The organism is Streptomyces zingiberis (genome assembly GCF_012034935.1).
Lineage (GTDB): Bacteria > Actinomycetota > Actinomycetes > Streptomycetales > Streptomycetaceae > Streptomyces > Streptomyces zingiberis.
This window is the reverse complement of the sequence record NZ_JAATEN010000001.1, coordinates 493758-516658: the sequence shown is the minus strand read 5'-3', so window position 1 is coordinate 516658 and position 22901 is coordinate 493758. Positions and strand designations below refer to the sequence as shown.

The 22901-nt window shown below is 75.7% G+C and carries 19 protein-coding genes; 7 read left to right on the top strand and 12 right to left on the bottom strand.

Features of this window, described 5'->3' with window-relative positions:
* The first annotated feature begins 526 nt into the window (after positions 1 to 526).
* The 4 genes from HCK00_RS02290 to HCK00_RS02275 all read left to right on the top strand — a co-directional run bounded on the left by HCK00_RS02290 (position 527) and on the right by HCK00_RS02275 (position 2919).
* Positions 527 to 1084, top strand: a complete 558-nt coding sequence (locus HCK00_RS02290) for a hypothetical protein (protein ID WP_168099978.1) — start codon at positions 527 to 529, stop codon at positions 1082 to 1084.
* Between the two features lie 258 nt (positions 1085 to 1342).
* On the top strand, positions 1343 to 1612 hold the full coding sequence (locus tag HCK00_RS02285; RefSeq protein WP_168099977.1) for a hypothetical protein: 270 nt from the start codon (positions 1343 to 1345) through the stop codon (positions 1610 to 1612).
* Positions 1605 to 2216, top strand: coding sequence for a DUF6879 family protein (locus HCK00_RS02280; RefSeq protein WP_168099976.1), 612 nt, complete (start codon positions 1605 to 1607; stop codon positions 2214 to 2216). The genes HCK00_RS02285 and HCK00_RS02280 overlap by 8 nt, the downstream gene beginning before the upstream one ends.
* A gap of 187 nt (positions 2217 to 2403) precedes the next feature.
* Positions 2404 to 2919 (top strand): hypothetical protein, encoded by a 516-nt coding sequence (locus HCK00_RS02275; protein ID WP_168099975.1) that lies wholly within the window; start codon positions 2404 to 2406, stop codon positions 2917 to 2919.
* 481 nt (positions 2920 to 3400) lie between these two features.
* Here HCK00_RS02275 and HCK00_RS02270 read toward each other — a convergent pair whose 3' ends face one another.
* On the bottom strand, positions 3401 to 4684 hold the full coding sequence (locus HCK00_RS02270; RefSeq protein WP_168099974.1) for an adenylosuccinate synthase: 1284 nt from the start codon (positions 4682 to 4684) through the stop codon (positions 3401 to 3403).
* A gap of 174 nt (positions 4685 to 4858) precedes the next feature.
* On the opposite strand from HCK00_RS02270, the gene HCK00_RS28615 reads away from it, so the two are divergent.
* Positions 4859 to 6178: a diacylglycerol kinase gene (locus tag HCK00_RS28615; protein ID WP_375781899.1), complete on the top strand. Its 1320-nt coding sequence runs from the start codon at positions 4859 to 4861 to the stop codon at positions 6176 to 6178.
* 33 nt (positions 6179 to 6211) lie between these two features.
* Here HCK00_RS28615 and HCK00_RS26750 read toward each other — a convergent pair whose 3' ends face one another.
* Entirely contained in the window at positions 6212 to 6934 is a 723-nt protein-coding gene (locus HCK00_RS26750) for a GbsR/MarR family transcriptional regulator (protein ID WP_375781898.1), read from the bottom strand.
* Positions 6935 to 7065: 131 nt separating this feature from the next.
* On the opposite strand from HCK00_RS26750, the gene HCK00_RS02255 reads away from it, so the two are divergent.
* Complete coding sequence (locus HCK00_RS02255) at positions 7066 to 8142, top strand: ABC transporter ATP-binding protein (protein WP_168099973.1); 1077 nt, start codon at positions 7066 to 7068, stop codon at positions 8140 to 8142.
* Entirely contained in the window at positions 8139 to 9803 is a 1665-nt protein-coding gene (locus HCK00_RS02250) for an ABC transporter permease (protein WP_206319762.1), read from the top strand. The genes HCK00_RS02255 and HCK00_RS02250 overlap by 4 nt, the downstream gene beginning before the upstream one ends.
* 139 nt (positions 9804 to 9942) lie before the next feature.
* On the opposite strand, the gene HCK00_RS02245 is transcribed toward HCK00_RS02250, so the two are convergent.
* From HCK00_RS02245 to HCK00_RS28100, 10 genes are all read right to left on the bottom strand, one after another.
* A complete protein-coding gene (locus tag HCK00_RS02245; RefSeq protein ID WP_311765107.1) occupies positions 9943 to 10611 on the bottom strand; it encodes a response regulator in 669 nt (222 codons plus the stop codon).
* 71 nt (positions 10612 to 10682) lie between these two features.
* On the bottom strand, positions 10683 to 12578 hold the full coding sequence (locus HCK00_RS28105; protein WP_311765101.1) for a histidine kinase: 1896 nt from the start codon (positions 12576 to 12578) through the stop codon (positions 10683 to 10685).
* Between the two features lie 312 nt (positions 12579 to 12890).
* On the bottom strand, positions 12891 to 14003 hold the full coding sequence (locus HCK00_RS02235) for an alpha/beta hydrolase family protein (protein ID WP_311765100.1): 1113 nt from the start codon (positions 14001 to 14003) through the stop codon (positions 12891 to 12893).
* A complete protein-coding gene (locus HCK00_RS27200) occupies positions 14000 to 15451 on the bottom strand; it encodes a kynureninase (protein ID WP_375781902.1) in 1452 nt (483 codons plus the stop codon). The genes HCK00_RS02235 and HCK00_RS27200 overlap by 4 nt, the downstream gene beginning before the upstream one ends.
* Positions 15452 to 15644: 193 nt before the next feature.
* On the bottom strand, positions 15645 to 16568 hold the full coding sequence (locus HCK00_RS02220) for a tryptophan 2,3-dioxygenase family protein (protein WP_206319761.1): 924 nt from the start codon (positions 16566 to 16568) through the stop codon (positions 15645 to 15647).
* A 342-nt stretch (positions 16569 to 16910) separates the two neighbouring features.
* Entirely contained in the window at positions 16911 to 17324 is a 414-nt protein-coding gene (locus tag HCK00_RS02215) for a DUF3151 domain-containing protein (protein WP_168099971.1), read from the bottom strand.
* A 363-nt stretch (positions 17325 to 17687) separates the two neighbouring features.
* Positions 17688 to 18710, bottom strand: coding sequence for a class II fructose-bisphosphate aldolase (gene fbaA, locus HCK00_RS02210; RefSeq protein ID WP_168099970.1), 1023 nt, complete (start codon positions 18708 to 18710; stop codon positions 17688 to 17690).
* A 453-nt stretch (positions 18711 to 19163) separates the two neighbouring features.
* Complete coding sequence (locus HCK00_RS02205; protein ID WP_168099969.1) at positions 19164 to 19700, bottom strand: phosphoribosyltransferase family protein; 537 nt, start codon at positions 19698 to 19700, stop codon at positions 19164 to 19166.
* A 179-nt stretch (positions 19701 to 19879) separates the two neighbouring features.
* A complete protein-coding gene (locus HCK00_RS02200) occupies positions 19880 to 20752 on the bottom strand; it encodes an aldose epimerase family protein (protein ID WP_168099968.1) in 873 nt (290 codons plus the stop codon).
* Between the two features lie 726 nt (positions 20753 to 21478).
* Positions 21479 to 22804 carry an SRPBCC domain-containing protein gene (locus tag HCK00_RS28100; RefSeq protein ID WP_311765098.1) on the bottom strand — a complete coding sequence of 442 codons (1326 nt, stop codon included), beginning with the start codon at positions 22802 to 22804 and terminating at the stop codon, positions 21479 to 21481.
* Positions 22805 to 22901: the final 97 nt, after the last annotated feature.

Genomic DNA, 22901 nt, shown 5'->3' with positions numbered 1-22901 from the left:
CCACGACACCGGCACACCCCCGGGCGCCTTCACCACCGCATCCCTTCCTTCCGCCCCCGTGCCCCTGCCCGCGCCGTCCGTTCCTTCGCCGTACCACGGCACCGCCGCGCATCCCGGTGACGTGAGTGCGGTGGCCGACGACACCCGTGCCTTCCACGCGAGCGCCACCCTCCCGGGCATCCCGGCCCCCGCCCCGCCCCTCTTCGCCGCCACGGACGCGCCCGCCACGCCCGTCACACCGCCGGCGGCACCCTCCGCACCGCACCCGCCGTACGCCCCACCCGCCGCTCCACCGGCACCGCCCCCGGCTCCTTGCCCGCCCCTGCCCCCGGCCCCGTTCTCGTCCCGGTGGGAAGGGGCGGGCTACGGCGGGGCGCCTCCCTCCTCCGCCCCGTACCACGGGCCCCCGCCGCCGGGGGCCGGGTTCGGCGGCCCGGCCGCCCCGCGGTTCGGCACCACGGCCGGTTACCTCCCGCCGTTCCGCCCGGAACCGCCCCCCGGGCCGCCGGAGGAGCGGCACTGGCGGATGAGCCTGCTGGTCACGCTCGTCGCCGTGGTGGTGGCGGTGGCCGGCGGCACCACCGTCTACACCCTGCTGGGTGAGGACGGCACGGGCGCGGGCCGTTCCCGGGACCGGGTGGGGTCCACCGGCGCCCGCTCCGGCCAGGAACCTCCGGACGGCCGGGCCCCGGACCACCCGCGGCCGCCGCGCTCGCCGTCCCCGTCCGCCGTCACGGAGGTGGGGGATCTGCCCGAGGAGTACCTCGGCACCTGGGAGGTCGCCCTCGGCACCGCGGAGACGGACGTCCGGCGCTTCACCCTGGGCCAGGGCGAGCTCGGCGACCCGGTCTTCCGGCTGGACGCCGACGGCCCCGGGTACCACTGCGAGTTCAGCGCCACCCTGCGGTCCGCCGGGCCACCGGTGGAGCTGTCGGCGTCGGCGGTCGAGGTCGCCCAGCCGGCCACCGCCTGCCTCCCGGGCCCCGTCACCACCCTGGAGCTCGGCCCCGACGGCCGCCTGCGCCGCGTCTTCGCCGACAGCGACGAGAAGCCCCTCACCTACACCCGCGTCGACCGCCGGTGAGGGGAGGCCGGCCCCCTCACGGCCGAGCGCGTACTCGGTGCGCGCCAGGAACTGCTGCACCTGATCCGAATACCGCGAGAATGCTCAAAAAATACTGCGGCGGAGTGACGACGAGGCGCCAGGGAACGATGCGAACTCAGGAAAACATCCCTGACATGCGCGCGTTCCACCTACCCTGGGAGCGGACTTGAAATGAATTCGACAGCTCTCAACCGATGACAGATTCGAACACACCCGAACGGTGAATGGAGGGCCGGTATGGCCAGGCCATGGGAAGCGGACACAGAAACGGGATTCAAGAGGCGGCTGGGAAAGTCCCCGCAGGAACTGGGGCACACCACCGACAACCCCGACTGCCCGGACATCTGGGAGCTGGACAACGGGGATGTCGCCGTCATCGGCCGTGATCTCACCGCGACCCTGGGGCGGCGCCTGCCCCCGGGGGTCTCGGTGGGCGAGGACGAGCGGCTGGTCGTCATTCCCCGGTCCATGATGATCGCGGCGCGCCCGGACATTCCCCGTGTTTGAACATTTCCCCGGTGATCATCCGGAGCGGCTGGCACGGCCGGCCTACCATGAGGATTTCCGGCGCCATTATGAGAGCGGCATCGACTCTCTACGGAAACTCGAACGCGGGCAGAATTTCAAGGAACGCGGATTCGCCAGCTGGGAAGCCTTCGCGGACGGCGACTGGGAACGGGCTGTCGACCTCGTCGAGGAGAAGCGCGAGATCTACTCCCGGCAGTTCCGGAAGGCCGAACGGCTGGGCATCGAGGGACGCCGCCTGCGCGTGGTGGAGTTCCCGATCACCCCCTATGTGCAATGGGAATTCTTCGCCCTGCGGCTGCGGGTCGAACTCGGTGACAACATCAGGGTGATGGACGCCCGAGGAATCGCCGATGCCGAGCGGCGGCGGCCGGTCCCCGAGGTGGTGATCCTCGGCGACGTGGTGCTGTACGAGGTCGTCTACGACGAGGACGGAAACGCCGACGGCGCCCGTCGTTTCACCGACCCGGCCCTGATCGCGGAGACCTCGGCGGGTTTCGACGAACTGTACGAGCGGGGCGAGGAGTTCGGCCGCTTCTTCGACCGGGAGATCGCCCCCCTGGCCCCGCCGTCCCTCACCCGCTGATTCCGGGGCCGTGGAGCCACGGCGCTCATGGCGGCTCACGCCGGCCGCCGCATCCCGGGCGGCCGGCGCGCGCGGACGCCTACGACGGTGCCCCGGCAGCGCGGGAGAGCCCCATGTTGCGGGTCGCCTCACCCTGCCTCTTAATCGATTTCAGGGGATCCGAGCCGATTCGACCCTTGGGGCAGCCATGACGACGACCGCGCCACTGACCGCCCAGGACAGAATGCGGGCGGCGAAGCTCTGCACCGACGCCCACCGCTGTCTGGTCCTGTGGGATCTCAAGACCGAGCTGGCGCAGCAGGGCCCGTCCTACGCCGACGAGGTCGAGGCACTCAGCCGGGAGCTGAGGACGGCGTGTGGCCAGGTGGCGCGGGAGGAGGAGTTCATGCTCCGGATCCTGCGCCAGCTCGGCGAGGAGGGGCTGACCGCGGCCGTCTTCGACCCGCCGATGCGCGTCGACCAGGACGGCATCGCCCGCCTGCGGACGCTGATGCACGAGGAGGGCTCGCTGATGGCCGTCTTCGAGGACCGGGTGGGGCGCGTCCCCCACCTGACGGAACTGGACACCGCGGCGATCCGGGAGGCCCCGTTGCAGAGCGACGACGCGTGCGTGCTGGCCGTCGCGGCGGCCCTGCTCTCGGCCGCGGCCGGCCCCCTGGCACAGGCCGCCGCGGCCGCGGGCGTGGCCCAGACCTGCGCCTGACCCTCGAACCGGTACCGGTACCGATGCCGGCCACACCGCGGGCAGCAGGGCAGGTCGCACGGAACGGACGCATCGGCCACGAGGACAGCCACGACACCGGCGAGCACGGCGTTCCGGACACACCACATGGCTGACTCCGCTCGCCGATGATGCGGATTGCCGCCTCGGCGCCGCCTCCGGTCCGTTTCCAGCAGCTTCCGGCGTGCGGCGCTCCGAGGCGGTCACTTTCCGTCACCGGGGCCCGCCGGTGGGGTGCGGCTCCTGAACCGGCCGTGGCCGGCGGGCGGTGTGCCCACCGGTCACGGTCGCGGTGTCGTGGGAGCGGGGCGCGGTCCAGGCAGGGCCGGGCCGGTCCAGGCCGGGCCGGGCCGGGCCGGGCCAGACCGGGCCGGTCCGGGCCAGACCGGGCCGGTCCGGGCCAGACCGGGCCGGTCCAGTCCAGGCCGGTCCGGGCCAGACCGGGCCCGGCCACCCCGCCCGGTCAGAGGAAGGAGTTGATCTCGATCGTCTCCGTGCGGCCCGGGCCCACGCCGATGGCCGAGATCGGGGCGCCGGACATCTCCTCCAGCGCCTTCACGTAACGCTGCGCGTTCTTCGGCAGCTCCTCGAAGGTCTTGGCCTTGCTGATGTCCTCCGACCAGCCCGGCAGCTCCTCGTAGACGGGCTTGGCGTGGTGGAAGTCCGTCTGGTTGTACGGCAGTTCCTCGACGCGGCGGCCGTCGATCTCGTACGCGACGCAGACCGGGATCCGCTCCCAGCCGGTGAGGACGTCCAGCTTGGTGAGGAAGAAGTCGGTGAGTCCGTTGACGCGGGTGGCGTAGCGGGCGATGACCGCGTCGAACCAGCCGCAGCGGCGGTCGCGGCCGGTGGTGACACCCCGCTCGCCGCCGATGACGCGCAGCTTCTCGCCGTCCCCGTCGAACAGCTCGGTCGGGAACGGGCCGGCGCCCACGCGGGTCGTGTACGCCTTGAGGATGCCGATGACCCGGCTGATCTTCGTCGGGCCGACACCGGCGCCGGTGCACGCGCCGCCGGCGGTCGGGTTGGAGGAGGTGACGAACGGGTACGTGCCGTGGTCCACGTCGAGCAGGGTGCCCTGGCCGCCCTCGAAGAGGACGACCTTGCCCTCGTCGATGGCGTCGTTGAGCACCAGCGTGGTGTCCGCGACGAAACCGCGGAGCTGGTCCGCGTAGCCGAGCAGTTCCTCCAGCACCTCGTCGGTGGCGATGGCGCGGCGGTTGTAGAGCTTGACCAGGAGCTGGTTCTTGACGTCGAGCGCCGCCTCGACCTTCTGCCGGAGGATGGACTCGTCGAAGAGGTCCTGCACCCGGATGCCGACGCGGTTGATCTTGTCGGCGTAGGCCGGCCCGATGCCCCGGCCCGTCGTGCCGATCTTCCGCTTCCCGAGGAAACGTTCTGTCACCTTGTCGACGGTCGTGTGATACGACGTGATCAGGTGGGCGTTACCGCTGATCAGCAGCTTGGACGTGTCGACGCCGCGCTCCTGCAGCCCGCTCAGCTCGGAGAGCAGGACCGCCGGGTCCACGACGACGCCGTTGCCGATGACCGGGGTGCACCCCGGCGAGAGGATCCCGGAGGGGAGGAGGTGGAGCGCGTACTTCTGGTCACCGACGACGACGGTGTGGCCGGCGTTGTTGCCGCCCTGGTAGCGCACCACGTAATCCACCGAGCCACCGAGCAGGTCGGTGGCCTTTCCCTTGCCCTCGTCACCCCACTGAGCACCGAGCAGCACAAGTGCGGGCACAGGCGTACACCCCTTCCGGGCGGGGCATGTCCAACGTGCACGGCGGCGACCGCGCGGCGTTCTCGGCGCGCGCCGTCCGCAGAGCCGTCGAACCGGTGCCCCGGATAGACGAAGCCCCTGGCGCAACAGCGACAGGGGCTCTTGCACCGAGAGATTACCTGAGGAAGGACCGAGGTGTCGGCTCCAGCACCCGGCAAGCGACCCCTGCTCGTCGTCATCGACCCCCTCGCCCGCCGCCAGGACGCCGAGTCCGTGCGCATCGTGCGGGACGTGCTCTGCGCGGGGGCCTCCGCCAAGATCTGCCTGCCGGACGGCCCGGAGGACGTCGCCCGGCACCTCGCGCACCGGGGGCGGCGCCATCCGGTGGTGGTCGGGGACGATCTCGCGCTGCGGCGGATCGTGGCGCTGCTGCACCGGGAGCGGGAGCTGGCGGACGCGGCGCTCGGCTTCGTACCGGTCGGCACCTCGGCCCGCTCGACGCTGCTCGCGCGGGAGCTGGGTCTGCCCACACGCCCGGTGTCCGCGGCGCGGGTGGTGCTGGACGGCCGTGAGCGCCGGCTCGACCTGCTGGTGGACGACAGCGACGGGGTGGTGATCGGGGGACTGTCCATCCCCGGCACGGACCCCGGCCCCGGGCCCCACCGGCCCTGGTGGCAGCCGGTGCTGCGGACCTGGCGGGAGCTGGCGCGGGGGCAGCGGCGGGCGGACCGCTCCGCCGCCGGGCGGGACGGCGCCGGGGGCGGGGCGCACCAGCACCGGCTGCGCGTCGAGGTGGACGGCGAGGTCCTGGTCGACCTGGACCGGCCGGTGCGGGATGTCTCCGTCTCGGTGACGGTTCCGGGCAGCAGAGGAGCCGGGGGCGCCGGAGGAGCGGCGGCGGGCGCGGACGGCTCCCGGCCGGAGGATTTCGGGCCCGGAGCACCCGGCGGGCGCCGCCACGGGCCCCGGGACCAGGGGGCGGGCGGCCGCGGTTCCGGGGGCCACCGCGTCGACGAGGCCGAGGCCGGGGACGGGGACGGGCCCGGCGCGCGGGCCCGGGGCCGTGGCACGGACGGTTACGGCCGCGGCCCCCGGCCCGGTCGCTCCCCGGCGGACGGCCCCTCCCCCGGCCCCGGGAACGGCCGGGGCATCAGCGGCGCGCGGACGGCCGAGGGGCGCGGAGCGGGACCCGCCCGACCCGGGGCCGCCGGGCGCGCCCCGGGTCGGGCGGAGGAGGCCATGGACGGGTCCGCCGGCCGGTACGGCGACGGACCGGACGGCGGCGCCACCTGCCCCACGGACGGGCTCGCCCGGGTCGTCGTGCGGCCCGTCGGCGGCGGGTGGAACGCGGCACCGGTCACCGCGCACGCCCGGGCGATCACCGTCTCCGGCCCGGACTTCCACTACCGGGCCGACGCGGTGATGGGCGGCCCCGTCCGCACCCGCACCTGGACGGTGCGCCCCGGCGCCCTGCGGCTGACGCTGCCCGGCACGCCGCCGGGGGCACGCGGCTGAGCGGGCGGACCGGATCTCCCCGCGGGAGCCCGGTCAGCCCTCGGCCGGACCCTCCCGGCGGCCTCGGGTGACCCCGTCCGGGGCCCCGCCCGTGCGGGGGCCCGTACTCGTGTCCGGGGCCGCGCCAGCCTCCGGAGCCGTACGGGGCCGGGCCGCCGGGCCGGTGCCCGCGTCCGCCCGCGGCGTCGGTGCCGGTGCCGTCCCGGCCGCGGCTCCCGCGGGCTCCCCGGGGGCCGGGGCGCCCATGGCGGGCCCCGCCGGGCGCTCCGCGTTGCGGGCGTGCCAGCGCTCCATGATCTGGGAGATCTCCTTCCGGAGGAACTCCAGGAAGACCAGGGTCTCGTCCAGCCGCCGCGCCGCGGGGGTGCCGGGGCCGACCGCCTCGACGCCCGTGCGCAGGGTGGACTCCCAGCGCAGCAGTATCTCGTTGCGCCGGGTGAAAGAGATGTACCACTGGTCGTCGTTGAACCGGTAGCGCTCGCGGCGGGAGCCGGGCTCGCGCTCCCGGCTGACCAGGTTGACCTGGGTGAGATAGCGGATCGCCCCGGAGACCGCGGCGGGGCTCACCCGCAAGGTCTCCACCAGTTCGGCCGAGGTGAGCACGCCCTCCTCGGAGGCCATCACGGCCGCGAAGATCCGGGCCGGCATCCGGGGCAGGCCCGCGTCGGTCAGCTCCGCGGCGAAGCGCTCGACGAAGCGGGAGACGGCTTCGGGCGGCGCGCTCGGCCGCGGCCCGCCGGTCGGCTCGTCCGTCACGTCCCCTGCCACTCCCCTTGATCATCGGATGGTGCCTCGCGCGTGGGGCCAGGCCTTGATCGTGGAATCGCGGCCGAGCCTATACGGTTCCTTAACTTCACAAATTTCTGAAGTATACGTACGTTGAGAACATGACCACGGCAATCGATGTCACCGGCCTCCGCAAGTCGTTCGGCCGGACCCGCGCGCTCGACGGCCTCGACCTCACCGTCGGGACGGGGGAGGTGCACGGTTTCCTCGGGCCGAACGGCGCCGGGAAGTCCACCACGATCCGGGTGCTGCTGGGCCTGGTGCGCGCGGACGGCGGCAGCGCCCGGATGCTGGGCGGTGACCCCTGGAAGGACGCCGTCGCACTGCACCGCCGCCTCGCCTACGTCCCGGGGGACGTGGAGCTGTGGCCGAACCTCACCGGGGGCGAGGCCATCGACCTGCTCGCGCGGTTGCGCGGCGGCCTGGACCGCCGGCGCCGGGACGAACTCGTCGAACGCTTCGACCTCGACCCGACCAAGAAGGGCCGGGCCTACTCCAAGGGCAACCGGCAGAAGGTCGCCATCGTGGCCGCCCTCGCCTCGGACGCGGAACTCCTGCTGCTGGACGAGCCGACGGCCGGCCTCGACCCCCTCATGGAGGTGGTCTTCCAGGACGTCGTCACCCAGGCCAAGGAGGCGGGCCGCACGGTGCTGCTCTCCAGTCACATCCTCGCCCAGGTCGAGAAGTTGTGCGACCGCGTGAGCATCATCCGGCAGGGCCGGACCGTGCAGTCCGGGACGCTCGCCGGGATGCGCCACCTCACCCGCACCACCGTGGAGGCCCGGACCGCACGCCCCGTCACCGGGCTCGACGGGTTGCCCGGGGTGCACGGGCCTCGCGTGGACGGCGACCGGGTGCACTTCACCGTCGACGGGACGCATCTGGACGGCGCCCTCCGCGCCCTGGGCGCGTTCGGCATCCGCGCCCTGACCAGCCATCCGCCGACCCTGGAGGAGCTGATGCTCCGTCATTACGGCGACGAGCTCGCCGCGCACGGGCACCACGCGGCGGCGGACGACGACATGGGCGACGGTCCCACCGGCGGGGCGGGCGGTGGACCGGACGGTGGGCCGGACGGCGAGCCCGGTGGTGCGCCCGCCGGCGAGCCCGGTGGTGCGCCCCGGGAAGCCACCGCGGGCGGAGCCGCGCAGGGTCCCACGGGCGGAGCCACCCGATGAGCTCCACCACCGTCCCCGCGCCCGCCGCGCCGCCGGCGCCACGGCGGCCCGCCACCCGCGTGTCCGCCCTCGCCGGGGCGGGCGTCCTGATCCGTTTCGGCCTGCGCCGCGACCGGATCCGCCTCCCGGTGTGGCTGATCTCGCTGACGCTGGCGTCCGCCCTGACCCTCCGGTCGCTCGCCGATCTCTACGACACCGCCGAGGGGCGCGCGTCCGCCGCCCGGACCGCGGGCAGCCCCGCCGCCATCGCCACCTCCGGGCCGCGCCACTACCTGTCCGACTACACCGTCGGCTCGATGCTGAGCCACCAGATGCTCGGCTTCACGGCCCTCCTGGTCGGCCTGATGAGCGTGCTGATCGTCACCCGGCACACCCGCGCCGAGGAGGAGACCGGCCGCGCCGAGCTGCTCCGCTCCGCCGTCGTCGGCCGCCACGCGCAGCTCGCCGCCGCGCTGGCGGTGGCCGCCGCCGCCAACGTGGGGCTGGCGCTGCTGATCGCCGGCTCGCTGGCCGCCCAGGGCGCCGGCTCCGCCGGCCTCGCCGGCGCTCTCGTCTACGGCTTCGCGCACGCCGGGGTGGGCATCGCCTTCGCCGCCGTCGCGGCCGTCACCGTCCAGACCACCGCGCACGCCCGGGGCGCCTCCGGCATGGCCCTGGCCGTGATCGGACTCGCGTACGCCCTGCGCGCCACCGGCGACGTCGGCGACGGGACGCTCTCCTGGCTCTCCCCGATCGGCTGGGCCCAGCGGACCTACGCCTTCGTCGACAACCGGTGGTGGCCGATCCTGCTGTCGCTCGCCTTCGCCGCGGCCGTCTCGGCGGTGGCCTTCCCGCTGAGTACCCGGCGGGATGTCGGAGCGGGGCTGCGCCCGGCCCGCCAGGGGCGCCGGTCGGCCTCGTGGGCGCTCACCCGCCCCGCCGGCTTCGCCCTCCGGCTGCACCGGGGCATGCTGCTGGGGTTCGGCGCCGGGCTCCTCGTGCTGGGCGTGATGTACGGGTCGCTCCTCGGCGACGTCGAGGACCTGCTGGGGAGTCTGGAGGAGTACCGGCGCACCCTGGAGGCGCTGGGCGGGACCACCGTCACCGAGGCCTTCGCCTCGATGGTGATGCTGGTGCTCGCGATCGTGGCCGCGGTCCAGGTGGCGATGGCCGCCCTGCGGCCCCGCGCCGAGGAGAGCGCCGGGCGCGCCGAAGCGCTGCTCGCCACCGGGCTCTCCCGGGACCGCTGGGTACTCGCTCATGTGACCGTCGGCGCGGCCGGTGGGACGCTGCTGCTGCTCGTGGCCGGACTCGGGTTCGGCGCCGCGGGGGCCGTGGCGACCGGGGACGGCTCGCTGGTGTGGAAACTGGCCGGGGCCGCGCTCGCCTACGCGCCGGCGCTGTGGTTCACCCTCGGCTGCGCGGTGGCCCTGTTCGGCCGGCTGCCACGGCAGACCGGGCTGGTGTGGCTGGTGCCCGTGTACTCCTTCGCCGTCGGTTACCTCGGCCAGCTGCTGCGGTTCCCGCACTGGCTGAACAACCTCTCCCCGTTCGGGCACGTGCCCCGGCTGCCGGCGGCCGAACTGGAGTGGACCCCGCTGCTCGTCCTGACGGCGCTGGCGGCGGGTCTGGTGTGGTTCGGGCTGGCCGGATTCCGCCGGCGGGACCTGGAGACCTCGTGACGGGATGAGCGGGGGCGGCCGGCCGGCCGGCGCGTCGGGCGCCTCGTCGCCCGGCCGCCGTCGCGCCGGCCGCCGTTCGCCGTTCGCCGTCCACAGCCTGTGGACATTCCGGGCCGGGCCGCCCGGTCACCGGCCCGGGTCAGCCGCGGCCGCCCGGGGTGATCAGCCCGATCTCGTAGGCGAACACGGCCGCCTGGGTGCGGTCGCGCAGCCCCAGCTTCACCAGGATCCGGCTGACGTGGGTCTTCACCGTCGCCTCCGACACCGTCAGCCCCGCCGCGATCTCACCGTTGGAGAGTCCCTGGGCGATCAGGGCCAGGACCTCCGTCTCGCGCTCGGTGAGATCCCGGATGCGGTCCATGCGCGGGGCGCGGGGGGCGCCGAGCCGGGTGAACTCCGCGAGCAGCCGCCGGGTGACCGTCGGCGCGAGCAGCGCCTCACCCGCGGCCACGACCCGCACCGCGTCCGCCAGTTGGCGCGCCGAGGCGTCCTTGAGCAGAAAGCCGCTGGCCCCGGCGCGGAGCGCCTCGTAGACATACTCGTCGAGGTCGAAGGTGGTGAGGATCAGCACCCGAGGACGGCCGCCCTCCTCCCGCGCGGCGGTGATCCGGCGGGTGGCCTCCAGCCCGTTGGTGCCGGGCATCCGGATGTCCATCAGGACGACGTCGGGGCGGAGTTCGGCCGCGCGCGCCGCGGCCTGCGCGCCGTCCAGCGCCTCGCCGACGACCTCGATGCCGGGCTGGGCCCCGAGGAGGACGGAGAAGCCCTCGCGGACCATCGCCTGGTCGTCGGCGATCAGGACCCGGATGGGGCCGTCCGGTTCCTCCGGAGCGCCGGGGGCGGGAGCGGGGATGGGGGCCGGGGTGGGGCCCGGGGCGCTCACGGGCGGTCCCCCGCCGGGCGGGACGGACCGGCCGCCCGGGGGTTCGCGTCCGTCGCGGGGGCCGCATCCGCCGCGCGGGCGGCGTCCGTCGCGGGGGCCGCATCCGCCGCGCGGGCCGCGTCCGTTGGGGGAGCCGCGTCCCTCGCCCCCGTCGCGTCCGCCGCGTTCCCCGGGTCGGCCGCGCCTGGCTTCTCCGCCTTCTCCGCCTTCTCCGCCCTGCTCCTGGCGTCCACCGCCTCCGTCACCTCCCTCGCCCTTACCGAGTCCGCCGCACCCGCCGCGTCCGTCACGTCCGTCACCTCCGCCGTGGCCGACCCGCCCGTCCGGGGCGGGCCGGGGGAGGGACGGCCGGGGCCGGCGTGCCCACCGTCTTTCGCCAGATCGACCGGCGCCCCCGGTGACGAGCCCACCGGCGACTCGGGCACCCCGGCCCGCCGGGCGCTCCCCCCACCGTCCACGGATGCCCCGGTCGTCGCGCTCCGCCACCCCGCCCCGCGAGGCGGCGCGTCGGCCGGTTCCGCGCGCCGCCCGCCGCGGGTGGGCGCCTCGTACCGTTCCCCGCCCGGCGCCGCTCCCGCCTCGGCCTCCGCTTCCTCCTCGGTGACCGGGGCCGCGGGCAGGAACGCCGTCACCTCGTACCCGCCGTCCTCGGTCGGCCCGGCGGTCAGCTCTCCGCCGAGCATCACGGCGCGCTCCCGCATCCCCGTCACCCCGTGGCCCACCCCGGGCGAGGGCGGCGCGGGCGACCCCGGCTCGGTGTTGACGACGCGCAGGCCCAGCCCGGTGAGGACGTACGCCAGTTCCACCCGCACCCGGGACCCCGGCGCGTGGCGCAGCGCGTTGCTCAGCGCCTCCTGCACGATGCGGTACGCGGACAGCTCGACCCCCTGCGGCAGGGGCCGCTGCGAGCCCATCCGCAGGATCTCCACCTCCAGGCCCACCTCCCGCACGCCCTGGATGAGTTCGTCCAGCCGGGAGAGGTCCGGCTGCGGCGCGTCCGGTACGCCGAGGGAGTCCGCGCCCTCGTACCGCAGGACGCCCAGCACCCGGCGCAGTTCGGAGAGCGCCTCCACCGCGCTCTGCCGGATGGTGCCGAAGCTGCGGGTCAGTTCCTCCGGGGGATTCGCCACCCGGTACGGCGCCGCCTCCGCCTGAATGGCGATCACCGACATGTGGTGCGCCACCACGTCGTGCAACTCGCGGGCGATCCGGGCGCGCTCCTCCAGCACGGTGTGGCGGCCGCGGACGTCGGCGACCAGTGTCTCCTGCTCCTCGACCCGGCCGCGCGCCAGCGACCAGCCGCGCAGCGCCATCACCGTGCCCAGCGCACAGGCGGTGAAGAACGCGAACGGCAGGACGACGTAGCCGTCCCGCCCCAGACCCAGCAGGGTGATCAGCGTCAGCGCCGCCATCGCCGTCACCCACATCTCGACGGCCACCCGGGGCCGGGAACGCAGCGCCACGAGGATCATGACCACGGGAAGCGCCAGGAAGCCCGGCCCGATCCAGTCCCGGGCCATGAACAGGAAGCAGGTCACCCCCAGCGACACCCACCAGGCGCCCAGCGGCCGGGACAGCGCGAGGAGCAGCGGCGCCACCTGGACCGCGGCCACCAGCAGCGGAAAACCCGACAGGTAGGACGCCGAGGAGTCCGCCACCAGCAGGAAGAAGGCGTACACGGACACGGTCGCGTGCGGCAGCCATCGTGCGCCGCGCCATGCCGTCCCCAGCCACCCGCGCCGCCGGGACGTGCCCCCGGGCGGCAGGGGACGATACGCCCACACGTCGGTGAGCAGGCCCTCCTTGTAGGAGTGCCAGAGCTCCTGGAAGAAACGGGATTCGGGCCAGGCGGAGGGCGCCGGCGTCTGGACCGGCCGCGTCGAATCGTTCACCCGGAGCACGCTACGCATCCGGCGCCTGGACGTCGTCACCGTCCATGAGGACTTTCCGCACTACGACTTGAGGCTGACGCGGGCGGTCCACGGGGCCCGCCGGGACGGCGGCGCGACGGGGGCGGGACGGCGGGCGCGGGGGCGGTGGGGCGGTGGGCCGCCGGGCGCGGAGGGGCCGCGCACGGGACGGCGGGCGGCGGGCGCCGCATCCTCACGCGCCCGGGGGTGGCGGGCGGCGGGCGCCGCATCCTCACGCGCCCGGGAGCGGCGGGCGGTGCGCGCCGCGTCCGCACGCGCCCGCCGCCCGCGCGCTCAGCCGCGTACGCCGCCGGGCCGCCCGGCAGACGCTCCGGGCGGCCCGCCGAACACCACGTCCAGCAGCTCGCGGAAGGCGGCGGTCCCCGGCGTGAGCGCCGCGTAGTGCCCGCCGCCGGGCCGCTCCCGCAGCTCCACCCGCGCCCCGGCCCGCCGCATCGCCGCCGTGTAGCGCCGCGACAGCCCGACGGGCACATCGGGATCGGCCGCGCCGTGGAGCACGCTCACCGGCACGGCCGGGGGCGGCAGCGAGGACGGGTCGGCGAGCGGCAGCAGTTCGCGCACCCGGCCCTCCGGGGCACCGGGTCCGCCCAGCAGCTCCGTCACGGCGCCCCCGCTGAGCCCCAGTTCGGCGGCGCGCCCGAGGTCGGCCACGGGCGCGACGGCCACCACCCGGTCCGGGCCGGGCCGCCCGGCCGGACCGGACGCCGGGCCCGGAACCGGCGGCCGGTCCGGTGGGGACGCCTGGTCCGCGTCGGGCGCCCGGCCCGCCACGGCCCACAGCGCCAGGTGCCCGCCCGCGGAGTGCCCGAGCAGCACGTGCTCGCCGCCCGTGGTCCCGGCGCCCTCGTCGTCCCAGGCCACGGCGGCCACCCGGGCCGCGTCCGCGAAGGTGGCGGGCCAGCCGCCACCCCCGCCGACCCGCCGGTACTCGGCCAGTGCCACGGCCGCGCCGTGCCGGGCCAGCGCGGCGGCGAACGGCGACAGATGCGTCCGGTCGTACGCCTCGCGCCAGAAACCGCCGTGCAGGACGGTCACCCGCACCTCGGGGGCGCCCTCCGGCAGGTGGTAGTCGATCACCTGCGCGGGATGCGGGCCGTAGCGGACGGTGCGCCGCGCCGGGCACGGCGCGAGCGCCAGCAGCGCGGCCTCCTCCGCCTCGGCGGCGGCGGGCCGCGCGTCTTCCGGCGGCCCGGACGCGCCGTCACCTTCCGCACGACCGGTCCGGAGCCGGGCGGCCGGGCCGGGTGGGGCAGGTGGGGCAGGTGGGGTGGCCGGGCCGGGGGGACCAGATGAGGCACGTGGATCGACCGGGGCGCCGTTCCCGCCACCGGCCGGGACGGCCCCGGCGGGCGCCGGGTGCCCGCCGGGGCCGTCGGCCGTGGTCACACCGCGCTCCCCGGCCCCTCGGAGGAGCCCGGCGAAGAACCCGCCGGTGACCCCGGCGCGGTACCGCCCGGTCCCGCGGCCAGGACCTCCGCCAGGACCCGCGCCGCCCGCTCGGCGTCCGCGAAGCCCACGTAGAGGGGCGTGAAGCCGAAGCGCAGCACATCGGGGCGGCGGAAGTCACCGACGACCCCGCGGGCGATCAGCTCCCGCATCACCTCGTCCGCGTCCTCGCAGCGCAGCGCGACCTGGCTGCCGCGCTCCGCGTGCGCGGTGGGCGTCACGCTCTCCACGCGCCCCTCGGGCACATAGGCGGCCACGCACTCCAGGAAGAAGTCCGTGAGCGCCAGGCTCTTGGCCCGGACCTCCGTCACCGGGACGCCGTCCCACACCTCCAGCGCCGCCTCCAGCGCCAGCATCGACAGGATGTCGGGCGTGCCGACCCGGCCGCGGACGGCCCCGTCGGACGGGGCGTAGGAGGGGGTCATGCCGAACGGGTCGGCGTGCGAGTTCCAGCCGGGCAGCGGTGAGTCGAACCGCGGCTGGTGCTCCCGGCGCACATAGAGGAAGGCCGGGGAACCGGGCCCGCCGTTGAGGTACTTGTAGGTGCAGCCGACCGCCAGGTCCACCCCGTGCTCGTCGAGCCCGACGGGCAGGGCGCCCGCGCTGTGGCAGAGGTCCCACACCACCAGGGCCCCCGCCGCGTGGGCGGCGGCCGTGGTGCCGGGCAGGTCGTGCAGCCGCCCGGTGCGGTAGTCGACGTGGTTGACGAGCGCCACCGCCGTGCGCGGGCCGCAGGCCGCGCCGATCTCGGCGGCCGGTACGGCCCGGATACGGCACCCCGTCAGCCGCGCGGCGGACTCGGCGATGTAGCCGTCGGTGGGGAAGGTCTCCGCGTCGACCAGCACCTCGTCCCGGACCGGCGGAGCCGTGTCCGCGCCGGCCGTTCCCCCGTCCGCCGTTCCTCCGCCGGCCGGGGCTTCGGCAGCCGGACCCGCCGGTCCCGCCGGGTCCCCCGGAACCGCCGCGTGCGCCGCGTGCGCCGGGTGCGCCGGGTCGGCGAGGGCACCGGAACGGGCCAGCGGCCCGTCGGCGGCGGGCTCGCGCGGAGGCACGGCCGGGGCGCCGGGGCCCGTGCCCGGGCCGCCGAGCACACCGGGGTCGCCCTGCCGCGCGATGCGCACCGCCGCCACCAGTGCCTTGAAGAGATTGACGCTGGTGGAGTCGGAGACCACGATCTGGCCGGGTGCCGCGCCGACGAGCGGGGCGATCCGGTCGCCGATCCGCTGCGGCGCCTCCCACCAGCCGGCCTCCGTCCAGGAGCGGATCCGCAGCCGCCCCCACTCGTGCTCGACCACCTCGGCGAGCCGGGCCGGTACGCCGGTGGGGAGCGCCCCGAGGGAGTTGCCGTCCAGGTAGACGGCGGCGTCCGTCGCGGAGGGCGGATCCAGGCGGAAGCGCGCGCGGTGACCGGCGAGCGGGTCCGCCGCGTCCAGCCGCGCGGCCCGCTCCGCGAGGGACGGGCCCGGGTGCTCCCCGGCCGGAGACGGCACGGGAGCGGCCGGTGACCCGGCCGGTACGGGCGGCCCAGCCGGTACGGCTCCGGGCGGGTTCGGGGAAGTGCGCGCCTCGCGCGCCGCGTGCTCAGACATGACTACGGGCTGTCCACAACTCGGGGAAGACATTCCGGCGGGCCCGTTTCTCCAGCCAGGAGACGCCCGCGGAGCCACCCGTTCCGGTCTTGGCGCCCATCGCCCGCCGGGTGGCCACGAGGTGGTCGTTCCTCCAGCGCCAGACCAGCTCGGCCACCTCCGTCAGCCCCTCGCCGAGCCGCACCAGCTCGTCCTCCTGGGGGCCGGTGTAGACCCGCGCCCAGACCTCCTCCACGCCCGGGTGCGCCTCGTACCGCAGGGTGAGATCGCGCTCCAGCACCTCGGCGGGCACGGCGTGCCCGCGCCGGCCGAGCAGCCGCAGCACCTCGTCGTAGAGGCTGGGCTCGGCCAGCGCCTTCGCCAGCTCGTCGTGGACGCGGGGCGCGCCGCGGTGCGGTACGAGCATCGACGCGGACTTCTCGCCGAGCAGGAACTCCAGCCGCCGGTACATCGCGGACTGGAAACCCGAGCCCTCGCCGAGCGCGCCGCGGTAGGCGTTGAACTGGGCGGGTGTGAGATGCGCCAGCGGCTCCCAGGAGGCGTTGAGCGCGCGCAGCTCGTACTCGGAACGCCGCAGCGCCGCGAGGGCGGTGGGGATGTCGTCCCGGCGGAGCGCGCCGGCGGCGGTCTCCCACTCGTGGACGATCACGGTGAACCACAACTCCATCACCTGCGTGGTGACCAGGAACACCATCTCACCCGGGTCGTCGGAGAGCAGGTGCTGGAGGTGGGTGAGGACATCGGCCTTGACGTAGTCCTCGTAGGGGGTGGTGCCCTGGAAGTCCAGGTTCGGGGTCTCCGAACCGTCCTCGGGCAGCTCCCGCCCGGCGGACGCCGCGGGGTCGGTGGCCGGTTCGGCCGGTGTGGCCGGCAGGGGCGGTACGGATGGCATGGCCGGTTTCGGTGCCGTGGACATCGCTGTCTCCTCGGTGCGTGCTCCCGGGTAGCGGTCCGCCCCTTCCTCCCTCTCGGCGTCGGAGCCCCGGTCCCCTCCGGGCCTGCCCACGCGGTCGGCGTGGCCGGGCCCAGGCGCATCATCCGTCGCCGCGGGCCGGAACGGCAAGGGCCGGCCGTGTGAGCACGGCCGGCCCTCGCGGAACGGTGGATACGGGTACGGGTCGCGCCCCGGCGCACGGCCCGGGTCACGCTCCGGGCTCCGGCTCCGGGCCGCTCACCGGCGGACGGGTACGGATACCGGCCGGGGCGTCCGCCACCGGCCGGCGGGGCGTGACCGGCCGGCAGCCCGCCGGAGGCGCCGTCAGCCCAGGATGTCCGCGGCGGTCGGCGAGGACTCCCGCAGGAAGGCGGCGCACCGCTCGTACTCCTCCTGCTCACCGATGGCCTGCGCGGCCCGCGCCAGGGCGTGGAGGGACCGCAGGAAGCCGCGGTTCGGCTCGTGCTCGAACGGCACCGGGCCGTGCCCCTTCCAGCCGCTGCGGCGCAGGGCGTCCAGTCCGCGGTGGTAACCGGTGCGGGCATAGGCGTAGGAGGCGACGACATCGCCGTTCTCGAACGCCGCGTCGGCGAGTTGCGCCCAGGCCAGGGAGGAGGCGGGGTACTCCGCCGCGACCTCGGACGGCGCGGCTCCGGACGCGAGCCGCTCCCGGGGCTCGGGGTCGTCGGGCAGTCGGGTCGGGGGCGGCCCCCCGAGCAGGTTCTCGTATGTGGACATGGGCTCCAGTCTGCCTGGCCGGGGCGCGGAAGGGGCGGGCGCGGGGGCGCACGCCCCGTGGTGCGGGACCCAGGAGGCGCCGAAGACCGGGATCCCCGGCGGGAGGAGGCGGGGAGCGGCCGGTGAGGCCCCCGGCACTCCGCCACCCGGCGGGGACGGGACGGGCACGCGGCCCACCGGCGCACGGAGGTCCGGAACACGCCGGGGCCGGAGCACGGCGGACAGCCGGAAGCCCGGGGCCCCGACCTCGCACGGTCGGAACCCCGGGCTTCCGGCGGACTGCGGACGGCCGCCGACGGCGGCCCGCCGGCGGGCGCTACGGGACGGCCGGCGGCCCGGGTCCCGGGCCCTACCGCACCGGCCTCACTTCAGCCGGGTCCCGGTGGACCGCAGGTGGGCGCAGGCCGAGGTGATGCGCTCGGCCATGCCCTGCTCGGCCTTCTTGCCCCAGCTCCGCGGGTCGTAGGTCTTCTTGTCGCCGACCTCGCCGTCGACCTTCAGCACCCCGTCGTAGTTGCGGAACATGTGGTCCGCCACCGGGCGCGTGAAGGCGTACTGGGTGTCGGTGTCGAGGTTCATCTTGACCACGCCGTTCTCCAGGGCGGTCAGGATCTCCTCCTCGGTGGAGCCGGAGCCACCGTGGAAGACGAAGTAGAAGGGGTCCGTCTTGCCGGCCTTGGCGCCCACGCCGTCCTGCAGGTCGCGCAGCAGCTCGGGGCGGAGACGGACGTTGCCCGGCTTGTAGACGCCGTGGACGTTGCCGAAGGAGGCGGCCAGCAGGTACCGGCCGTTCTCCCCGAGGCCGAGGGCGTCCGCGGTGCGCTCGGCGTCCGAGACGGTGGTGTAGAGGTCGTCGTTGATCTCGTGGGAGACGCCGTCCTCCTCACCGCCGGTGGGGGTGATCTCCACCTCAAGGACGATCTTGGCCTTGACCGCCTCGGCGAGCAGCTCGCGCGCGATGGTGAGGTTGTCGTCGAGGATCTCCGCCGAACCGTCCCACATGTGCGACTGGAACAGCGGGTCACGACCGGCGGCGACCCGCTCCTGCGAGAGCGCCAGCAGCGGCCGGACATAGCCGTCGAGCTTGTCCTTGGGGCAGTGGTCGGTGTGGAGGGCGATGTTCACCGGGTACTTCTCGGCGACGATGTGCGCGAACTCGGCCAGCGCCACGGCGCCGGTCACCATGTCCTTGCTGTACTGGCCACCCAGGAACTCGGCGCCGCCGGTGGAGATCTGGACGATGCCGTCGCTCTCCGCCTCGGCGAACCCGCGGAGCGCCGCGTGGAGGGTCTGGGACGAGGTCACGTTGATGGCCGGGTAGGCGAACTTGCCTGCCTTCGCCCGGTCGAGCATCTCCTGGTAGACCTCGGGGGTTGCGATCGGCATCTGTCGGCTCCTCGTGAATGTGCCGGTGATTCGATTAGGCCCTGACCTAGGGGGACGTCGTCGTCCGGGCCATCCTCCCAGATCCGGCGATCCCCTCCACACCACCCAGGAGGACGAATCCGGCGAGGCGGATGGCGAAGCGGACGGTTTCACGTGAAACCCCGCCCATCCGGTGAACTCCCGCCCGGCGAACGGATTTTCCTGCCGCCACCGGCCTTCGGTGGAGGTGGATGAACCAGGGCGAGGCGGGCGAAAATCCCACCGGGACGGAGCAGTGTTCCGCGTACCCCGGGCGGACGCGCGCCCCGGCGCCGGACGCGGGACGCGGCCCGGCGACGGCGGAACGGCACGGACACGGGACACGGCCCGGCGATGACGGAAAGCAGGCCACGGACCGGACGGAACACCCCGGGCCGCCGGAACCCCACCCGCGGCCCGCCCGCGCGGCTTCCCTCAGATCCCGAGTTCCGCCAGCTCGTACACATGGAGATACGGCAGACCGGCCGCCTCGATCGCCGGCGCGGCGCCCCGCTCCACGATCACGGCCACGGCCACCACCTCGGCCCCCGCCTCCCGCGCCGCCTCCACCGCGGTGAGCGGGGAGCCGCCGGTGGTGGAGGTGTCCTCGACGATCAGCACCCGCCGGCCGGAGATGTCCGGCCCCTCGACCCGCCGCTGCAACCCGTGCGCCTTCTGCGCCTTCCGTACGACGAAGGCGTCGAGCCTGCGCCCGCGCGCGGCGGCCGCGTGCAGCATCGCGGTGGCCACCGGGTCCGCGCCCAGGGTCAGCCCGCCGACCGCGTCGTACTCCAGCCCGGCGGTGAGGTCGAGCATGACCTGCCCGGCGAGCGGGGCGGCCGCGCCGTCGAGGGTGATCCGGCGGAGGTCGACGTAGGAGTCGGCCTCCAGGCCCGAGGAGAGGGTCACCTTGCCGTGCACCACGGCCTTGTCCTTGATCTGCCGCAGCAGGGCTTCACGCACGTCGCTCATGGCGCCGAGCCTATCCGGGGGCCGCGCCCCGGTGCCCCGGCGGAGACCCGGGCCGGGACCAGCACCGGCACACCGACCGGGCACACACCGGACACGCACCGCACGCCGCCCCGGCGGAGCCGCCCGGCCGCCGGAAGACCCGGGCGCGGGGGCGCCCCCGGCGCGCGTCCCCGCGGTCCTCAGAGCCGTCGCCAGCGCCAGGTGGTGGCGACCTCCAGCGGGTCGATCGGAGTCACCAGCCGCGGGGCCGAGTTGAGCCCGTTGGGCGGGCCCGACTGCGGCTCCACACAGACCGCCTCGTCCTGCTCGTCGTAGACCACGACCCACTCGGCGCGACTGGTGACCCGCAGCTCCAGCCATCCGGGCCAGGTCAGCCGCACGTCGACGCCGTCCGGCATCCCGAAGCAGTCGTCCCACGGGCCGGGCAGCGGGTCGATCCGGCGGCCGGTGGGGAGGTGGTCCGCACCGCGCTCCTCCTGCCAGGCGGGGTCGAAGGAGATCCGCACCCCGTCACCGTCCCCACCCTCGCCGTCCGCCGCCCCGGCCCCTCCGGCCGGGCGGCCCTGCGGACGGCGCAGGAACCACGGGTGCCAGCCGGCCTGCGCGGGAAAGGAGTTGCCGTAGGTCTCGACGCCCATCTTCAGCGTCAGCCCGTCCTCGGCGAGCTCCACGAGCTGGGTGACCCGGCCGGTGTACGGCCAGGGATCGCCGAGGTCGTAGGTGAAGACGGCGGCCGTCTCGTCCGCGCGGACGGTGCGCCAGCGCTGGTCACGCCCCGTGCCGTGGATCGCGTGCGGCGGGGAGTTGAGCGGCAGCCGGCGCAGGGCGTCGCCGTCGCGGAAGACGCCGTCCGCCGTGCGGCCGCACCAGGGCACCATGGGGAAGGAGCCGTACCGGTCGCCCTGCCGCAGCAGTTCGGTGCCGTCCACGCGCAGCGAGCTGATGCGGCAGCCCAGTTCGGGCCGGACGGTCAGCTCGGCGCCGCCGGCCGTCAGCCGGACACCGGTCCCGGCGGCCGACGCGGCCTCTTCGGTTGTCTCGTGAGTGCTCACGCCCGAACCCTATGCGAGCCGGGGCCCCACGCGCGGCCCCGCCGCCCGCGCCCCGTCCGCTCCGTCGCCCCTACCGCCGGGCCCGGGGGGCGGTACCGGAACACGGAGTGAGACGGAGCTGCTGCGAAAGGTCTCCGCCGCCCCATCGCGGTGACGGGCACGGACGGGGCGGTCCGCACGCTGGGCGCGGTCGGCGCCTCGTTCCTGCTGATGAGCGGGGAGGAGGCGGTTCCCCACCTCCACGTCGGAGCCGGAACGCGCGCATCGCAGGCCCGGGCCCGGGGGGTCAGGTCGCCGGTGACGCTTCCGGGCCCCGGCCTCCGGCTGCCACCGCCGGTCTCCGTCTGCCGCCACCCCGGCCCGGTCTCGCCGGGCGCCCGGGTCGGAGCACCCGTCGGAACGCCGGGGTCGGAAAGCCCAGGCCGGGGCGCCCGGGTCACGCCCCGCGGAAGGTTGTGTCCTCGGAGGCGGAACGCCCGGGTCGAAACGTCCGGGTCACCGTGGCGGCGCGGCACCTGCTCGATGACGACGCGCGGGACCGACGGCGCCCACGGCCGGCACGGCCGGGCACCCGCATCACCGGCACCCTCCCGGCCCGGCCCGCTGCCGGGCAAACGGTGACACCCCGCCAATGGCGCCGCTCTGTGGACACGGCCCGCCACCAGCCGTCGGCCCGGGAAGGCCGGGGGCCTGCGCGGCAACGTGCCGGATGCCCGGCCCGCCGGGTCACCGGCGGCGGCGCAGCACCTGCTTGATGATGACGGCCGAGGCCACGAGGGCCGCCGCCACCGGAGCCGCCCACCGCAGCGTGTCCCCGGCCGAGGCCGGCTGGGGCGCCGGGACGGGCGCGTAACGGCCGCGGGGCGGCGCGTGGTCGACCTCCTCCGCGCTCCGTCCGATCATCGTGCGCCGGGCGTGCGCCGCCTCGGCGGGCGGTTCGGCCTGCCGCCGGGCGAGTTCCTCGGCGAGCGGGTCGACCGGGCCCGGGGGCGGTACGTCCGCGCCGGGCACCCCGCTCCCCACCGGTTCCACGGGCTCGCCGCCCTCACCGGAGCCGGGTCCCGCCACCGGCGGACCGGACGTTCCGCCGCCGGGCCCGGCACCACCGTCTGCCGCGCCGGCGGCATCCGCGGCGCCGGTGCCCCCCGGTCGCGGCTCCTCGCCGCGGCCGCCGCGGGCCCGGGTGCCGTCCGGCTCCTCTCCGGGCGGGCCGGCGTCCGTGTCCCGGCCCGGCTCGGGCGCCGGGATGCCCGGGATGACCGGCTCGTTGTCGTCGTCCCGGCCGAAGCCGGCGCCCTCGCGGCCGGCCACCGGGCCGGTCCCGCCGTCGTCCCGGCCCCCGGCGGACGGCCCGGTGCCCTGCGGGCCACGGGCGCCCCTCCCGCCGCGCCGTTCCGCGGCCCGCGCCCCGGCGGCTCCGTCATCCCCGCTCGCTTTGCTGTCCCCCGCCCCGCTCGCTCCGTTGCGCCCCGCCCCGGCCGCCCTGCTGTCCCCCGCCCCGGCCACGCCACTGTTCCCCGCCCCGGCCACCCGATTGTTCCCCGCCCCGGCCACCCCGCTGTTCCCCGCCCCGGCCACCCCGTTCTCTCCGGAGGACGCCGGCGCCGACGGGGGCGCCGGGCGGACCGGGGTCTCCTCCAGGTCGGCGGAGAGGGCCGCGGCGAACCGGTCGAGCAGCCGCCGTCCGGCCGCCTCGGCCGCCGTGGGGTCCGCCTCGGCCAGCCGTCCCCGGCTCTTCACCGTGGACTCGCAGACCAGCGAGGTGCCGCCGTCGGCGGCGTTCAGCCGGACGCCGAGCGCGAGTTCGACGGTGCCGTCCCCGCGCGCCTCGACGCCGTCGGCCTCCACCTCCAGCTCACCGCCCCGGCGCCCCTTGATCCGCAGGGTGCCGTGGTAGGTGATGGTGGCGGAGCCGACCCGGATCCGCATCCGGCCGGCCAGCACACTGGGTTCCGCCCCGGCATGCCACTGGAAGCCGGGCACGCAGCGGGAGACCCGCTCCGGGTCCGTCAGCGCCTGTCGCACGGTCCCGGCCGGAAACGGAACGAACACCTCATGCTCCATGGAAGCCGAGCCTACCCACGGCGGGGCCGCCTCCACCCCGTCCGCGCGGCCCGGTCCGCCCGTACCCGCACCCGGAGGGGTGAAT

What these genes read in the sequence shown, in the direction of transcription:
- HCK00_RS02255 (WP_168099973.1), top strand. Translation starts at nt 7,066, where the DNA reads ATGACCACGGCAATCGATGTCACCGGCCTCCGCAAGTCGTTCGGCCGG.
- HCK00_RS02215 (WP_168099971.1), bottom strand. Translation starts at nt 17,324, where the DNA reads ATGTCCACATACGAGAACCTGCTCGGGGGGCCGCCCCCGACCCGACTG.
- HCK00_RS02220 (WP_206319761.1), bottom strand. Translation starts at nt 16,568, where the DNA reads ATGTCCACGGCACCGAAACCGGCCATGCCATCCGTACCGCCCCTGCCG.
- HCK00_RS02250 (WP_206319762.1), top strand. Translation starts at nt 8,139, where the DNA reads ATGAGCTCCACCACCGTCCCCGCGCCCGCCGCGCCGCCGGCGCCACGG.
- HCK00_RS02275 (WP_168099975.1), top strand. Translation starts at nt 2,404, where the DNA reads ATGACGACGACCGCGCCACTGACCGCCCAGGACAGAATGCGGGCGGCG.
- fbaA (WP_168099970.1), bottom strand. Translation starts at nt 18,710, where the DNA reads ATGCCGATCGCAACCCCCGAGGTCTACCAGGAGATGCTCGACCGGGCG.
- HCK00_RS02290 (WP_168099978.1), top strand. Translation starts at nt 527, where the DNA reads ATGAGCCTGCTGGTCACGCTCGTCGCCGTGGTGGTGGCGGTGGCCGGC.
- HCK00_RS02285 (WP_168099977.1), top strand. Translation starts at nt 1,343, where the DNA reads ATGGCCAGGCCATGGGAAGCGGACACAGAAACGGGATTCAAGAGGCGG.
- HCK00_RS02205 (WP_168099969.1), bottom strand. Translation starts at nt 19,700, where the DNA reads ATGAGCGACGTGCGTGAAGCCCTGCTGCGGCAGATCAAGGACAAGGCC.